The sequence below is a fragment of the Streptomyces sp. Root1310 genome (genome assembly GCF_001426425.1).
Classification (GTDB): Bacteria; Actinomycetota; Actinomycetes; order Streptomycetales; family Streptomycetaceae; genus Streptomyces.
In genome coordinates this window covers 2,065,930-2,080,609 of sequence record NZ_LMEQ01000001.1, presented here as the reverse complement: position 1 = coordinate 2,080,609, position 14,680 = coordinate 2,065,930, and the positions used below count along the sequence as shown (strand labels likewise).

General features: G+C 73.6%; 13 protein-coding genes and 1 pseudogene. 7 read left to right on the top strand and 7 right to left on the bottom strand.

The features are described from left to right. Positions 1 to 171 precede the first annotated feature (171 nt). The 4 genes from ASD48_RS08975 to ASD48_RS08960 all read left to right on the top strand — a co-directional run bounded on the left by ASD48_RS08975 (position 172) and on the right by ASD48_RS08960 (position 5,501). Positions 172 to 1,299, top strand: coding sequence for an NADH:flavin oxidoreductase (locus ASD48_RS08975; RefSeq protein WP_057600815.1), 1,128 nt, complete (start codon positions 172 to 174; stop codon positions 1,297 to 1,299). 41 nt (positions 1,300 to 1,340) lie between these two features. After that, the gene (locus tag ASD48_RS08970) at positions 1,341 to 2,195 is read left to right on the top strand and encodes a metallophosphoesterase (protein ID WP_057601093.1); all 855 of its coding nucleotides are present in this window, start codon (positions 1,341 to 1,343) and stop codon (positions 2,193 to 2,195) included. Positions 2,196 to 2,320: 125 nt separating this feature from the next. Then, positions 2,321 to 3,811, top strand: a complete 1,491-nt coding sequence (locus ASD48_RS08965; protein WP_057600814.1) for an MFS transporter — start codon at positions 2,321 to 2,323, stop codon at positions 3,809 to 3,811. Between the two features lie 115 nt (positions 3,812 to 3,926). Then, positions 3,927 to 5,501: a carboxylesterase family protein gene (locus tag ASD48_RS08960; RefSeq protein WP_057600813.1), complete on the top strand. Its 1,575-nt coding sequence runs from the start codon at positions 3,927 to 3,929 to the stop codon at positions 5,499 to 5,501. Between the two features lie 23 nt (positions 5,502 to 5,524). On the opposite strand, the gene ASD48_RS08955 is transcribed toward ASD48_RS08960, so the two are convergent. From ASD48_RS08955 to ASD48_RS08940, 4 genes are read right to left on the bottom strand one after another with little or no spacing between them, the layout of a single operon-like run. Next, positions 5,525 to 6,100, bottom strand: coding sequence for a hypothetical protein (locus ASD48_RS08955; RefSeq protein WP_057600812.1), 576 nt, complete (start codon positions 6,098 to 6,100; stop codon positions 5,525 to 5,527). Beyond that, a complete protein-coding gene (locus ASD48_RS08950) occupies positions 6,097 to 7,518 on the bottom strand; it encodes a PTS transporter subunit EIIC (RefSeq protein WP_242432533.1) in 1,422 nt (473 codons plus the stop codon). Before ASD48_RS08950 ends, ASD48_RS08955 begins: the two co-directional genes overlap by 4 nt. Positions 7,519 to 7,534: 16 nt before the next feature. Beyond that, a complete protein-coding gene (gene murQ, locus ASD48_RS08945) occupies positions 7,535 to 8,470 on the bottom strand; it encodes an N-acetylmuramic acid 6-phosphate etherase (protein ID WP_057600811.1) in 936 nt (311 codons plus the stop codon). Positions 8,471 to 8,523: 53 nt separating this feature from the next. Further along, complete coding sequence (locus tag ASD48_RS08940) at positions 8,524 to 9,417, bottom strand: MurR/RpiR family transcriptional regulator (protein ID WP_063887408.1); 894 nt, start codon at positions 9,415 to 9,417, stop codon at positions 8,524 to 8,526. 55 nt (positions 9,418 to 9,472) lie between these two features. Between ASD48_RS08940 and ASD48_RS08935 the strand changes: the two genes are divergently transcribed. Further along, the gene (locus ASD48_RS08935) at positions 9,473 to 9,856 is read left to right on the top strand and encodes a hypothetical protein (RefSeq protein WP_057600809.1); all 384 of its coding nucleotides are present in this window, start codon (positions 9,473 to 9,475) and stop codon (positions 9,854 to 9,856) included. A 7-nt stretch (positions 9,857 to 9,863) separates the two neighbouring features. Further along, complete coding sequence (locus ASD48_RS08930; protein WP_057600808.1) at positions 9,864 to 10,136, top strand: DUF4031 domain-containing protein; 273 nt, start codon at positions 9,864 to 9,866, stop codon at positions 10,134 to 10,136. Between the two features lie 112 nt (positions 10,137 to 10,248). On the opposite strand, the pseudogene ASD48_RS45095 reads toward ASD48_RS08930, so the two are convergent. After that, positions 10,249 to 10,743 (bottom strand): annotated as a pseudogene (locus ASD48_RS45095) (GNAT family N-acetyltransferase); the annotation flags it as partial. Between the two features lie 11 nt (positions 10,744 to 10,754). Next, positions 10,755 to 11,399, bottom strand: coding sequence for a hypothetical protein (locus tag ASD48_RS45090; RefSeq protein ID WP_057600806.1), 645 nt, complete (start codon positions 11,397 to 11,399; stop codon positions 10,755 to 10,757). 104 nt (positions 11,400 to 11,503) lie between these two features. Between ASD48_RS45090 and ASD48_RS08915 the strand changes: the two genes are divergently transcribed. After that, positions 11,504 to 12,214: a copper homeostasis protein CutC gene (locus tag ASD48_RS08915; RefSeq protein WP_057600805.1), complete on the top strand. Its 711-nt coding sequence runs from the start codon at positions 11,504 to 11,506 to the stop codon at positions 12,212 to 12,214. Positions 12,215 to 12,588: 374 nt separating this feature from the next. Here ASD48_RS08915 and ASD48_RS08910 read toward each other — a convergent pair whose 3' ends face one another. Beyond that, on the bottom strand, positions 12,589 to 14,661 hold the full coding sequence (locus tag ASD48_RS08910) for a UvrD-helicase domain-containing protein (RefSeq protein WP_057600804.1): 2,073 nt from the start codon (positions 14,659 to 14,661) through the stop codon (positions 12,589 to 12,591). Positions 14,662 to 14,680: the final 19 nt, after the last annotated feature.

Genomic DNA, 14,680 nt, shown 5'->3' with positions numbered 1-14,680 from the left:
TCTCGCGGCCGGGACGGCAGGCGGGGATGCGCGGTCCGGGCGCGTGGCCGGGATCACAGGGGCTGTCCTCCAGGGCTCGGAATGGCGCGAGGCGCCGGACGGTTTCACTGGGACAGGCACTCAATGCATGTGCACATACCCACTGGTCAATCGTCACGAGGAGCCCCCCACGTGAGCATCACCCCGCCCGCCGCCACGCGCGCCGCCGAGATTCTCGCCCGCCCGGTGTCCATCAACGGACTCACCGTGCCGAACCGCATCGCCATGGCGCCCATGACGCGCATGTTCTCCCCGGGCGGCGTTCCCGGCGAGGACGTCGTGTCGTACTACGGCCGTCGGGCCGCCGCCGGCGTGGGCCTCATCGTCACCGAGGGGACGTACGTCGGGCACGAGTCGGCGGGGCAGAGCGACCGGGTGCCGCGGTTCCACGGTGCGGAGCAGCTCGCGGGCTGGGCGAAGGTCGCGGAGGCCGTGCACGCGGGCGGCGGGACGATCGTGCCGCAGCTGTGGCACATCGGGATGGTGCGCAACCAGGGTGAGCCGCCGTTCGCGGACGCGCCCGCCGTCGGCCCCTCCGGTATCCGTGTCGACGGTACCGAAGGCACCGGCAAGGCGATGACCCAGCGCGACCTGGACGACGTCATCGGCGCGTTCGCCGAGGCCGCGGCCGCCGCCGAGCGCATCGGCTTCGACGGCGTCGAGATCCACGGCGCCCACGGATACCTCGTGGACCAGTTCCTGTGGGCCGGCACCAACCGCCGCACCGACGCCTACGGCGGCGACGCCGTGGCCCGTGCGAAGTTCGCCGCCGAGGTCGTGGCCGCCGTGCGCGAGACCGTGTCGGCCGAGTTCCCGATCATCTTCCGCTACTCGCAGTGGAAGCAGGAGGCGTACGACGCGCGACTCGCCGAGACGCCGGAGGAGCTGGAGGCCATCCTCTCCCCGCTCGCCGCCGCCGGTGTCGACGCCTTCCACGCCTCCACCCGCCGCTACTGGCTCCCGGAGTTCGACGGCTCGGACCTCAACCTCGCGGGCTGGACGAAGAAGCTCACCGGCAAGCCCACCATCACGGTCGGCTCGGTCGGACTCGACGGCGACTTCATCAAGGCCTTCGCGGGCGAGGGCTCCCCGGTCAAGGGCATCGACGACCTCCTCGACCGGCTGGAGCGCGACGAGTTCGACATGGTGGCCGTCGGGCGTGCGCTGCTCCAGGACCCGCAGTGGGCCGCCAAGGTGCTCGAGGGCCGTCTCGACGAGCTGAAGCCGTACGACGCCGCGGCGCTGCGCACCCTCAGCTGAGCGACACCTCCTCGCGTCAACTCGCGGGTATGGTCCGGGAGATGAGAATCCTTCATCTCTCGGACACCCATGTCGGCCGCGTCGACGGGCCCGACGGCCGCCGTGTCGACGCCGCCGACTCCCTGCGGCTGCTGCTCGGCGAACTGCGCCACCTGCGGGCCGTGGACGCGGTCGTCGTCACCGGCGACCTCGCCGACGACGGCTCGGTGGCCGCGTACACGACCGTGCGGGAGCTGATCGGCGCTTTCGCGCACGCTCTCGGCGCGCCCGTGTTCTACACCACCGGCAACCACGACGAGCGGGCCGCCTTCACGAAGGTGCTGGGCAGTGGCCACCCGGATGCCGTCCTCGACTTCCCCGGCGCCGAGCGGGCCGCCGTCAGCACGGTGGGCGGCTTCCGGCTCGTCACCCTCGACTCGCTGGTTCCGGGAGAGGTGTACGGCCGGCTCGGCGCGGGCCAGCTGGAGTGGCTGCGGGACGTGTTGAGCACCCCGGCCGGGCTGGGCACCGTCGTCGCCTTCCACCACCCTCCGATCAGCCTCGGCATCTCGGCGACCCAGCGGGTCTTCGGGCTGCGCGACCCCGAGGGGCTGGCGGAGGTGATCCGGGGGAGTGACGTCCGCGTGCTGCTCACCGGGCACTTCCATCTCCAGCTCTTCGGACTGCTGGCCGGCGTGCCGGTATGGGTGACGCCGGGGGTCGTCAACCGCATCGACCTGACCACCGCGCCCGGCACAGAACGGGCGGTGCGTGGGGCGTCGGCGTCCCTGGTGGAGCTGGGCGGGGCGACGGGGCCGATGTTCCACACCCTGCACGCACGGGATCCGCGTGCCCACGAGACGGTCTACGAACTGGACGAGGAGCGGACCCGGGAGATCATCGCGCGCCACGGCTGAGGCCCCCTCGCCCGGTGGCGGGCTGGCCCGTTTGGGGAATTTAGCTTGCTTAACTCAATCAATCTACATAAGCTTGCTTGAGTCAAGCAGTTCATATCCCTGGTGCATTCGACGGAGGCCCTGTCATGTCCGACGCCCTTGCCCGACCCGCTGCGGCGGGGACATCCGCCCCACCGAGGTCGAACGCCGTGGTGGCGGTGCTGGCCCTGGCCGGGATCGTCGTCTCGCTGATGCAGACGCTGGTCATCCCGATCGTCCCCGAGCTGCCCAAGCTGCTGGACGCGCCCGCCTCCGACACCGCCTGGGCGGTCACCGCCACGCTGCTCGCCGCCGCCGTGGCCACCCCGGTCGTGGGGCGGCTCGGAGACATGGTCGGCAAGCGGCGGATGCTGCTCACCAGCATCGTGCTGCTGGTGTCCGGCTCGGTGGTCTGCGCCCTCGCCGACTCGCTCGTCCCGATGATCGCCGGCCGTGCGCTCCAGGGCCTGTCGGCCGCCGTGGTGCCGCTGGGCATCAGCATCCTGCGGGACACGGTGTCCGCCGAGAGGCTCGCCGGTTCGACGGCGGTGATGAGCGCCTCCCTCGGCGTCGGCGGCGCGCTCGGTCTGCCCACCGCCGCGTTCATCGCGGACAACTGGGACTGGCACATCCTCTTCTGGACCTCCGCCGCCCTCGGCGTCGTCTCCTTCCTGCTCGTGCTGGTGTTCGTCCCGGAATCGCGCAACCGCGTCGGCGGCCGCTTCGACCTCGTCGGCTCGCTCGGCCTGTCGGCCGGTCTGGTCTCCCTGCTGCTGGCCGTGTCCAAGGGCGCCGACTGGGGCTGGACCTCCGGCACGACGCTGGGCCTGGGTGCCGCCGCCGTCCTGATCCTGGCCGCCTGGGGCGGGTGGGAGCTCAGGGCGAAGCAGCCGCTGGTCGACCTGCGCACCACCGCCAAGCCGCAGGTGCTCTTCACCAACCTCGCCTCGATCGCCCTCGGCTTCTCGATGTTCGCGATGTCCCTGGTCCTGCCCCAGCTGCTCCAGCTGCCGGAGCAGACCGGCTACGGCCTGGGCAGGTCGATGCTGACCGTCGGTCTGGTGCTGGCCCCGCAGGGCCTGGTCATGATGGTCATGTCCGCCGCGTCCGCCAGGATCACCAAGGCCAAGGGTCCCAAGGTCACCCTGATGATCGGCGCGCTGATCGTCGCCTCCGGCTACGGCCTCAACATCCTGCTCATGTCCGAGGTCTGGCACCTGATCCTGGTGTCCTGCGTCATCGGCGCCGGTATCGGCTTCACCTACGGCGCGCTCCCGGCCCTGATCATGGGCGCCGTGGACCCCTCCCAGACGGGCGCGGCCAACAGCCTCAACACCCTGATGCGGTCCCTGGGCACCAGCTTCGCCAGCGCCATCGCCGGTGTGATCCTCGCTCAGATCACCACCGACTTCGGCGGCTACGCCCTTCCCTCGGAGAACGGCTTCAAGGTCGTCATGGCCATCGGAGCCGGCGCGGCCCTGGCCGCCTTCCTCCTCGCCACCTTCATCCCGCAGCGCAAGGCCCCGGCCGGGCTCTCGGTGGTGGAGGACGCGGCGGGCACGGACGGCGCCGAGGAGGCCGCCCCGGTCAAGGCGTGAGCCCCAACTGACCTGCCGGAGGCGGCTGTCACCCACACGAGGGGTGACAGCCGCCTCCGGCACTTTCGCCGATCACCGTCCGTTCCCCGAGCAGCCGCCATTTCAGGAGTGATCAATGACGACACCCGACGGAACCGACACCACCGACCGGCTCGTCGCCCGCACCGCCGCCGGCGCCGTACGAGGCCGCCGCGAGGAGGACCTGACGGTCTTCCGCGGTATCCCCTTCGCCGCGCCGCCGGTCGGCGAGGCCCGCTTCCAGGCCCCGCGTCCACCCCGGCCCTGGGAGGGGATACGGGACGCGTACGCCTTCGGCCCGCCACCCCCGCAGGAGGCGGGCATCCAGGGCCGGGCGGGGATCCCGGACGCCCCGGGCGGCGACGACTGGCTGACGGTCAACGTCTGGACCCCGGACACGGCGCCGGACCCGTCGGCCGCCCGGCCGGTCATGGTGTGGATCTACGGCGGGGCCTACAAGCTCGGGCACTCCGGCAGCCCCGGCTACGACGCGCGGCACCTCGCCCGCGCCGGTGACCTGGTCATCGTCACCTTCAACTACCGGGTCGGCATCGAGGGGTTCGCGCGGATCGACGGCGCGCCCGCCAACCGGGGGCTGCTGGACCAGGTCGCCGCGCTGGAATGGGTGCGGGACAACATCACGGCGTTCGGCGGCGACCCCGGCCGGGTGACCGTCTTCGGCGAGTCGGCGGGCGCCGGTTCGGTGGCCTCGCTGCTGGCCATGCCGAGCGCCCGGGGCCTGTTCGGGCGGGCCATCGCGCAGAGCGTGCCCGGCACGTACTTCTCCGACGAACTGGCCCGCGACCTCGCGAGCGCGATCGCCGCGGAGGCCGGCCTGCGTCCGACGGCCGCCGACCTGGCCACCGTGGACCCGCGCACGCTGACCGAGGCCGGCGCGGCGCTGGGCGCGAAGATGGCGCAGCGGGTGGACCGCTGGGGGCAGGTCGCCCCCACCGTCACCCCGTTCTCTCCCGTGGTCGACGGCGAGGTCCTGCCGACGCCCCCCTGGCAGGCGCTGGCGGCCGGCGCCGCCCGGGACGTCGAGCTGATCGTCGGACACAACGCGCAGGAGTTCCGGCTGTTCCTCGTCCTGGGCGGCCTGCTGGGCAAGGTGACCGAGGAACAGGCGACGGCCGTGCTGCGGCTGTTCGCCCCGGGCGGGGGAGCGCAGGGCGAGCAGGCCTACCGCTCGGCCTTCCCGGACGCGGACGCGAGCGAGCTGTACGAGCGGGTGCAGTCGGACTGGCTGTTCCGCATACCCTCCCTGCGGCTGGCCGAGGCGCAGGCGGCGGGCGGCGGCCGGGCCCATGTCTACGAACTGACCTGGCCGGCCCCGGGAGCCGGCGGAACCCTGGGCGCGTGCCACGGCCTGGACATCCCGCTGCTGTTCGGCACCTACGCGGCGGACCTCGGGAACCTGCTGTTCGCGGGGGCGGAGGTGACGGACGAGGCCCGGGCCCTGACGGCGCGGTTCCAGCGGTCGTGGACGTCCTTCGCGCGGACCGGGGACCCGGGCTGGCCGGCGTACGACCCGCAGCGGCGGCTGGTACAGGTGCTGGACGCGGAGCCGGAGGTCCGCCCGTACCCGGAGGAGACGTCCCGTCGGCTGTGGGAGGGCCACGGCTTCCCGCCGCTGCCCCTGCCGGACGGGGGTGTGCGCGACAGGGCCTGAGGGCCGGACGTACGGCGGCGGTCCTAGAGGTTGCCGAGGGGTTCGATGTCGACCTTGACCGGGGTGCCCCAGATCCGCAGCACCTCGTAGTCGGTGAACTCGTGCACCAGACGGTAGGCCATCGCGGCCCGGGACCCGCGGCGCAGGGCGGCGATGTAGAGCTCGGCCTCGCGGCGGTCCCTGCGCGGCGTCCCGCAGAGCTGCCACTCCTGGCCGGTCCACAGCTCCGCCAGCCAGCGCTGCTGGGGCTGCGGGCGGTCGGCGCGGGTGCCGTAACGGGAGGTGGAGGGGGTGGGGGCGGTGTAAGGCGCCTGTGGGGCGGGGCCGTTGAACTCGGCGCGGCGGGCCGCCCGGCGGCGGGTCTCGCAGAGCAGGCACAGGTCGGGGGCCGCCTCGTCGACCGGGCCGTGCGGGTGCTCCGCGCAGCGGGTGGTGGGCGTGGCGCCGACGACACTGTCGTCCAGCAGGTCCAGGGCACGCCGCAGATCGGCCTTGACCTCGTGCAGCCGGGTGTCCGGGGTGTCGCCGGTGAGCGCTTCGCCGTGCTCGCCGAGAAGTCGGAGGGCACGGCCGAGCGCGGTGAGCTGGGCGTGGTTCATGGCTCCAGGGTAGGGCGGGCGCGGCGGGAAGGGGCGCCGGCCGGTGTGCGGTCGGTGACACCGAAGGCGTAGGTCGCCGCGAAGCCGACCGCGTACCCCGTGAGCAGCCCACCGGCGTAGACCGCCGCCGTCAGGCCCAGCCCCCGGTTGCCCGCCAGCAGGGGGAACAGGGCCCAGCCGGACGGGCCGATCGCCGTCGCCCCCACCTTGTCGCCGAGCATCGCGAAGAACCCGACGAAGGCGCCGCCGGCCGCACCGCCCGCGCAGGCGGTGAGGAAGGGACGGCCCAGCGGCAGCGACACCCCGTAGATCAGGGGCTCCCCGACGCCCAGCAGCCCCGCCGGGAGCGCCGACCTGATCGTCGTCCGGACGGACGTGTCGTGCCGCAGCCGGACGTACACCGCCACCGCCGCGCCGACCTGGCCCGCGCCCGCCATCGCCAGGACGGGCAGCAGCACCGTGTACCCCTGCTGGTCGATGAGGGTGGTGTGGATGGGGATGAGGGCCTGGTGCAGGCCGAGCATCACCAGCGGCAGGAAGAGGCCGCCGAGCACCAGACCCGCGAAGGCGCCCGTCGTCGCCAGCAGCCAGTTCGCCCCCGTGCCGATGGCCGAGGACACCAGACCGGCCGCGTACATCAGGCCGTACAGCGTGCCGAGCCCGGCGACCAGGACCGTCAGGGTCGGGGTGAGGAGCACGTCCAGCGCCTCCGGGATCCGGCCGCGGCACCACTTCTCGACCCGGGTCGCGAGCAGCGCGGCCGCCAGTGCGCCGAGGACCCCGCCCTGGCCGGGGGCGAGGGTCACCCCGAACGCCGTCACCTTCGCGACCCCCGGGTAGACGACGATCGCCGCGACCGCACCGCCCAGGACCGGGGTGCCGCCGAACTCCTTCGCCGTGTTGTGGCCGACGAAGACGGCGATCAGCGCCATGAAGGCGGAGGCGACGGCTGCCAGGGCGGGGCGGAGGCCGGGCAGCCACCCGGCGTTGAGCAGCAGACCGTTGATCCCGGCGAGGATCCCGCAGCCGATGAGGGCGGGGATCAGCGGGACGAACACGGCGGCCAGCCGGCGCAGACCGGCCTTGAACGGAGTCGCGTTGTCCCTGCGCCGCCGCTCCCGCAACTCGGCTCCCCGCGCGCCCAGTTCCTCGGCGGTGGACGGCCGGGCGAGCAGCTGCTCGAAGTCGGCCGTCACCCGTGTCACCACGCCCGGCCCGAGGACCACCTGGTACGAGCCGTCGTCCACGACGACCCCGAGCACCCCGGGGAGCGCCCGCAGCGCCTCCTCGTCCGCGCGGGACGGATCGGCGAGGCCCAGCCGCAGCCGGGTCATGCAGTGGGCGACGGACGTGACGTTCGCCGGGCCGCCCACCAGGGGCAGGATCGCGGCGGCTGTGGAGGAGGAGTCGATACGCACCCCCCGAGCGTGCGGCTCAGCCGCGCGCCGCACCGAGCGCGGCGCGCAGATGTCCCCCGGACTCCTCCAGAAGGCGGGCGGCCGCCGGCCCGTCCACGCCGGCCAGCAGGGCGAGGATCGCGTTCTTCACCTCGCCGTCGGTGGCCGCGAGGGCGGCCTCGATCTCCGGTTCGTCCGCCCCGGTCGCCAGCGCCACGATCCGCCGGGAGCGGGCGCGCAGCTTCTCGTTCGAGGCACGGACGTCGACCATCAGGTTCCCGTACGTCTTGCCCAGCCGGATCATCGTGATCGTCGAGATCATGTTCAGGACCAGCTTCTGCGCCGTGCCCGCCTTCAGCCGGGTGGAGCCGGTGAGCAGCTCCGGCCCCACGACCACCTCGATCCCGTGCTCGGCGGCGGCCGCCAGCGCGCTGCCCGCATTGCAGGCCAGCCCGACGGTCAGGGCGCCCCGGGCCCGCGCGTACCGCACGGCGCCGACGGCGTACGGGGTGCGACCGGAGGCGGAGACGCCGATCACGGTGTCGTCGGGGGTGAGCGCGAGGGCGGCCAGATCCGCTTCCGCGAGTTCCGCGGAGTCCTCGGCGCCCTCGACGGAGGTGACCACGGCCGACGGGCCGCCGGCGATCAGTCCGACGACCTGGCCGGGCGCGGTGTTGAAGGTCGGCGGGCACTCGGAGGCGTCGAGCACCCCGAGCCGCCCGGCGGTACCGGCACCGGCGTAGACCAGCCGCCCGCCGCGTGCCATGCGTGCGGCGACCGCGTCGATGACGGCGGCGATCTGCGGAAGCCGCACACCGACGGCGGCGGGGACGTCGGCGTCCTCCTCGTTCATGAGGTGGGCGATGTCGAGGGTGGGGAGCCGGTCGATCTCGGCGAGGTCGGGACGGAACGCCTCGGTGGTGAGGGATTCGAGCGCGGCGCGCAGCTCACTGGGGTCGGGCTGGGAGGTCATCGGGGAGAGCTCTTTCCGGTGCGGGGCGGGACAACTGTCTGCACCTCCACGGTCTACCGGTGCCGGTGCGCCAACGCCTCGTACGACGCGGCCAACGCCGGCGCGGCCGTCGCGTAGGTCCGCTGGGCCACGCCCACGAACAGGCAGTCGACCACCAGCAGCTGACTCGTCCGGGACGACATCGCCGCCGGACGCAGCTCGCTCTCCCGCGCCGTCGAGGTGGCCAGCACATGATCGGCGTACTGCGTCACCGCGCTCCTGGGCCGTCCGGTGAGGGCGACGGTGGTGGCCCCGTGCTCGAACGCCACCCGCAGCGGTTCGACGACGTCCCGCGTCGCACCGGAGTGCGTGATGGCGATCGCCAGGTCACCGGAGGCCAGCTGGACCGCGTTCGTCACCGCGAGGTGGGTGTCGCTGTGGGCGTGCGCGATGAGCCCTATGCGCAGCAGTTTCTGGGTGAGGTCCTGGGCGACGAGCCCGGACGCCCCGACGCCGTACACGTCGATCCGCCGCGCGGCCGCCGCGGCGGTGACGGCCGCCTCGAGCTGGGCGGTGTCGAGGGCGGCGGCGGTGTCGGCGAGGGTCTGCCGTTCGTCGTGGGCGAGTTTGGCGACCACGTCCGCCAGCGGATCGTCGACCGCGATGTCGGTGGTGAGGGCGGGCGCCCGCCCGGACCGCTGCTGCGCCGCCAGCCCGGCCAGGGCGAGCCGCAGATCGCGGTAGCCGGGGTAGCCGAGCAGGCGGGCGGTGCGCACGACGGTCGCCTCGCTGGTGCCGGTGAGTCCGGCGAGGCCGGTGACGGTGAGGGCCGCGCAGCCCGCCGGGTCGTTCGCGACGGCTTCGGCGACGCGTCGCATGGAGCGGGTCAGGGAGGGCGCGAGGGTGCGGACCTTGGCCGCGAGGGCGGCAGGATCGGGACTGAAGGTTTCCTTCACTGCCTTGGTCACCCCTGAAAGCTATTTTCTGTTCGGGCTCGGGGTCAAGCGTGCGCACAATGGGTGCATGGACCCCATCAGCCCTCTGGAACAGGCGTTGCACACGGCACGCGCCCTCGTGCTGGCCGATCTGGCCTCCGGCGAGGTCGCCGCGGCGGATGTGGTGTCGCTGGTCGAGGACTCCGTGGTGCAGCGGCGCTGGTGGGTCGAGCAGTGGCCGGACGGCGTCGCGTTCGTGGCGGGACTGGTGGCGCAGGACGTGCAGGACGCGCTGCTGGAGCGGTACGGGCGCTGGCCGATCTGCCCGGTCTGCGGCTCGGGAGACCCGCACGCGCTCGAGGTCGAGCCCGAACTCGGTCCCGACCCGCACTGGGTGTGCCACAAGGCGGGCGTGAAGGTCGCCTCGGTGGGCTCGCTGGGGCCTGCCCTGGGAGGCGACCCGTCCGCGTGAGGCTCTCGTGACCGTCTACATCGATCCGCCGGACTGGCCGGGCCACGGCCGTATGTGGTCCCACCTCGTGAGCGACCTCTCGTACGGCGAACTGCACGTCTTCGCCGAGAAGTTGGGCGTCCCGCGACGCGCCTTCGAGCGCGATCACTACGACATCCCGTCGCACCGCTACGCCGAGGTGGTGGCGGCCGGCGCGGTCGAGGTGAGCAGCCGCGAGGTGGTGCGCCTGCTGACGGCGGCCGGCCTGCGCAGACGCAAGGGCGCGGGCCGGGAGGGGTAGGGCGGCGGAGGCAGGCACGGCGGGGCACGGCGCACGGCCGACAGGGCGGCCGGGGCGGCCGGGGCGGACACGGCAGCCGGGGAGAGCGGGCAGGGAGGGCGGGCGGGCGTATCTACGTCAGGTGCTCCCGCCCGCGCAGCTCGTACGCGTCCTCCGTGTCGCCCGCGGCGACCTTGACGAACCCGGCCCGTTCCAGCACGCCGCGGGAGGGGGCGTTGGCGCGCTCGACGACCGCGAACAGGCGTCGTACGTCGTCGCGCGCCAGCGCCCAGCCGGCCAGCGCGCGCAGCGCCTCGGTCGCGTAGCCGTGGCCGCGGGCGGCCTCGACCAGGTCGTAGCCGATCTCGGTGCGGCCGTCCTCGTCCGGAGCCGTGTGGAAGCACACGCTGCCGACGGCCCGGCCGTCCGCCCGCCGTACGAGGACGTACATGCCGAACTCCGGCCGGTGCACGCCGGACACGAACGCCCGCACCATCATTCCCGCGGCGTCCCGCGTCCCCTCGAACGGTCCGCCGTCGAGCCACGTGAAGCCTCCGCCGCCGCCCGCCCGCAGTCCGGCGGCGGCGCTGGGTGTGACGCCCTCCAGGGTGAGGCGTTCGGCGGGGATGCGCGGGGTGCTCACGAGGCGAGCAGTTCCAGTTCGCCCCGCAGGTTGTAGCGGGCCGTGGCCTCCCACCGCTCGTTCGCGTACGACGTCCTGAACAGCCTCGGCAGGGCGAGGAGTTGGCGCAGGATGTCCGCCCGGCCGGCCCGGAAGGCGTCGCTGGGGACGAAGTGGTACTCCTCGCGGACGGCGGCGGTGTAGGCGGCGTAGGCGGACGGCGGCGAGGCGAGGATCGAGAGGTCGGCGTCGCACAGGACCTGGCCGTCGAGGTCGTCGTCGGCCGGATCGTGGGTGACGGTGAGTCGGACGAGCCTCGCGACCTCGGCGGTCCGCTCGGGCGACACACCCGCCTCGGGCAGCGCCCGCTCGGCGAGGCGGGCGGAGCGCTCCTCGTTCTCGGACCGGTCGGGCAGATACACGGCGTCGTGGAACCAGGCGGCCAGCCGGACGACGTCCGGGTCGGCGGCGTACTCCGCGAGGACGTCGACGCGGTCGAGGACCTCGGTGAGGTGCGTGAGCGTGTGGTAGCGGCGCTGCGGCTCCTGCCAGCGGGCGAGGAGGTCGTCGGCGTACGGCTCCGGGTCCGGGCCACCGGCCGGGCCCCGGGTCCTGTCCAGGGTGTGGCTGAAACGGGTGCGCAGGGCGTCGAGATCGGCCATGGGCCCATTGTCGCGCGTACGGGCGGGGTTCTCCGGCGTATTCTTGAATTGGACTAGACCTGTAGTCGCCCGATGAAGCCGACGTAGCCGATGAATGGGGTGCCATGAGCAAGCGTGCAGTTCTGGAGGTGATCGCCCTCGACGCCGAGGACGCCGTCGCCGCCCAGAGGGGAGGCGCGGACCGCCTCGAGCTGGTCACCGACATGGCCGCCGACGGGCTCACCCCGCCGGTCGCGGTCTTCGCCGGGATCCGGGCCGCCGTCGACCTCTCCCTGCGCGTGATGCTCAGACGCTCCGAAGGCTTCGCGGCGGGGGCCGCCGCGGAGGTCGACTCCCTGGTACGGGTCGCCGGTGAGCTGCGGGCGGCCGGCGCGGACGAGTTCGTGCTCGGGTTCCTCGACGCGGAGGGCGGGGTGGACCTGGCCGCGGTGGAGCGGGTCGTCGCCGAACTGGACGGCTGCCGCTGGACCTTCCACCGCGCCCTGGACCACTCCGGCGACCGCGACGCCCTGCGCAAGCAGCTGGACGGCCTGCCCGGCCTGGACACCTATCTCACGGCCGGTTCCGCCACCGGCGTCGACACCGGCCTGCCCACCCTGCTCGCGGAGGCCGCACGGCAGGGGGAGCAGGGCTACGAGCAGCAGCTCCTCGTCGGCGGCGGGCTGCGCCTCGACCATGTGCCGGTGCTGAGGTCCGTCGGCATCGACGCCTTCCACATCGGCGGCGCGGCCCGACCGGACGGCTGGACCGGGCCCGTGTCGGCGGAGGCCGTGAGGCAGTGGCGACGCACGGTGGACGGCGAACCGGCCGCGTAGGGCGAGCAGGCCGCGGCCCGGCCCGGCGTCGGTGCTGCGGGGGCCGGTGCCGGCCGGTCCCTGCCGGTGCCGGGGCCTGCCGGCCGAACGGCCCGGCCGCCCCGGCCCCGAGGCCGTGCACGGCACGATGAGTCCCCGCTACCGGTCGGTCGAGTGGGCCGACGGCGGTGCCTCGCGGGCCCGGGGCCCGGTCCCCGGTCGGTCGGGGTGGGCCGACGGCGGTGAGGCTGTGCGTCCGGGGCCCGGTCCCGGGGGTCGGTCCCGGGGGTCGGGTGTCGCGGGTCCGGGGGTCGGCCTCGGGCCGGGCACCTGAGCTGGGGTGGCCGTGGGGCCGGGTGGGGCGCGTCAGCTGGGTGGCCGTGGGGCCGGGTGGGTCAGGTGAGCTGGGGTGGCAGTGGGGCCGTGTGGGTCACGATCAGGCCGGAGACCGCTCGGGTCAGGGCCACGTACAGCCGCCGCAGGCCGGTCCGCTCGTCCGGTTCGCCGTCGACCACCGCCTGGGGTTCGTCCAGGACGACGTAGTCGTACTCCAGGCCCTTGGCCAGTGAGGCCGGGACCAGGGTGAGGCGGGTCTCGGCCGTGGTCTCCTCGCCGGGGGCCAGGTGGCCGATGCCCGACGCGGTCAGCGCTTCGGCCAGTGCCGGGATCCGGGCATCGGCCGCGATCAGCCCCGTCGAGCCCTCGTTGCGCAGCAACTCCTCGCAGGCCTCGACGGTTTCGGCGACGCCGGCGACCGGCCGGAGGTCGAAGAAGCCGGGGTTCTCGCGGACCGAGGCGACGGGCGTCAGGCCCGGCGCGATGTGCGGGAGCAGCCGGGAGGCGTAGGTGATGACATCCGTCGGCACGCGGAAACCGGCCGTCAGTTCCTCGATCACCGCGTCCGCCTTGCCCAGGTGAAGGAGAGCCTCCTGCCAGCTCCGGGTGGCCCACGGGGTGGTGCCCTGCGCCAGGTCGCCGAGCACGGTCGCCGAACCCGTCGTGCAGCGACGGCCGACCGCCCGGTACTGCATGGGGGACAGATCCTGCGCCTCGTCCAGGACCACATGCCCGAGGGAGGGGGTGCGCTCGACGATGTCGGTCGCCTCGTCGATCAGCACCGCGTCCGCAGCCGACCATCTCGCCGCCTTCACGGACCGGGCCGGCCTTCTGCCCGAGCCCGCCGACCCCCACAGGATCGTCTTCTGCTCGTCCTCGCTCAGCACACCCTTCGCGTGCTCGGCGAGGAAGTCCGCGTCCGTGAGCAGCCGCAGCACCAGCTTCGCCGGATCGACGGCCGGCCAGACCTCCTTCACGGCCGCCTTCACCGCGCTGTTGCGGGCGACGGCGTCCTGCACCCGGTCGTCCGGGGCCTCCCCCGAGCGTTCCATCTGCACCAGGACGGCGTGCGCGATGCGCTGCGGCAGAGCCTCGCGGGCGGCGCCGTAGCGGATGTCCCGGTCCAGCAACTCCCGCACCATCTCCTCGAGTTCGTACGCCGGAAGCCGCCACCGCCGCGAGCCGCGCACGACGACGAGCGGTTCGCTCGGCATGGCGACGTGCGAGTACACGGCACGCCGCAGCACCTCCGCCATCCTCGCGTCACCCTTGACGACCGCCGCGGCCGCCTCGTCCGTGCCGCGCACCTCCACATGGGCCACCAGGTCGTCGACCGTGCCTTGGCGCACCGCCAACTCACCCAGTGCGGGCAGCACTTGCTCGATGTAGTGGAGGAAGGACCGGTTCGGCCCGATGACCAGCGTGCCGGTGCGGGCGAGCCGCTCGCGGTGGGCGTACAGCAGATACGCCACCCGGTGCAGACCGACGGCCGTCTTACCGGTCCCCGGCCCTCCCTGGACACAGACGGTGCCGCCCAGCCCGCTGCGCACGATCTCGTCCTGCTCGGGCTGGATGGTGGCGACGATGTCCCGCATCGGTCCGACACGGGGCCGCTCGATCTCCCGCTGGAGCAGCTTGCTGGTCCGCGCCGCCTCCGCCGGGTCGGACAGGTGCTCGTCCTCGTAGGCGGTGAGGTCGCCACCGGTGTAACCGAAGCGCCGACGCAGGCCGACGTCCATCGGATCCTTCTTCGAGGCCCGGTAGAACGGCTGCGAGACCGGCGCCCGCCAGTCGATGACCATCGGGTCGCCGTCGCCGTCGTGCACATGCCGACGCCCGATGTAGAACTGCTCCCCCTCCGCGCCCTCCGCCTGCTCGGCGCCGGGAGCGTGCAGGTAGTCGAGCCGGCCGAAGAACAGCGGGGTGTCGCTGAGGTCGGCCAGCGCCTTGATCCGCTCTCCGATCTGGCGCTCCAGGATCTGGGCGTTGACCCAGTTCGCGGTGACGTCGCTGATGTCGAGGGACTCGGCGTCCTCGCGCATGGCACGCAGGGCAGCCCGGGAGGAGGCGAGGTGGGCGCGTTCGCGGGCGAGCGGATCGTCGTCGACAGGCGTGGACGGCGTGGACGGCATGGACGGCGTGGACGGCGTG

Coding starts and splice junctions, on each gene's coding strand:
- ASD48_RS08970 (WP_057601093.1), top strand. CDS start 1,341: ATGAGAATCCTTCATCTCTCGGACACCCATGTCGGCCGCGTCGACGGG.
- ASD48_RS08965 (WP_057600814.1), top strand. CDS start 2,321: ATGTCCGACGCCCTTGCCCGACCCGCTGCGGCGGGGACATCCGCCCCA.
- ASD48_RS08960 (WP_057600813.1), top strand. CDS start 3,927: ATGACGACACCCGACGGAACCGACACCACCGACCGGCTCGTCGCCCGC.
- ASD48_RS08955 (WP_057600812.1), bottom strand. CDS start 6,100: ATGAACCACGCCCAGCTCACCGCGCTCGGCCGTGCCCTCCGACTTCTC.
- murQ (WP_057600811.1), bottom strand. CDS start 8,470: ATGACCTCCCAGCCCGACCCCAGTGAGCTGCGCGCCGCGCTCGAATCC.
- ASD48_RS08935 (WP_057600809.1), top strand. CDS start 9,473: ATGGACCCCATCAGCCCTCTGGAACAGGCGTTGCACACGGCACGCGCC.
- ASD48_RS45090 (WP_057600806.1), bottom strand. CDS start 11,399: ATGGCCGATCTCGACGCCCTGCGCACCCGTTTCAGCCACACCCTGGAC.
- ASD48_RS08915 (WP_057600805.1), top strand. CDS start 11,504: ATGAGCAAGCGTGCAGTTCTGGAGGTGATCGCCCTCGACGCCGAGGAC.
- ASD48_RS08910 (WP_057600804.1), bottom strand. CDS start 14,661: ATGCCGTCCACGCCGTCCACGCCTGTCGACGACGATCCGCTCGCCCGC.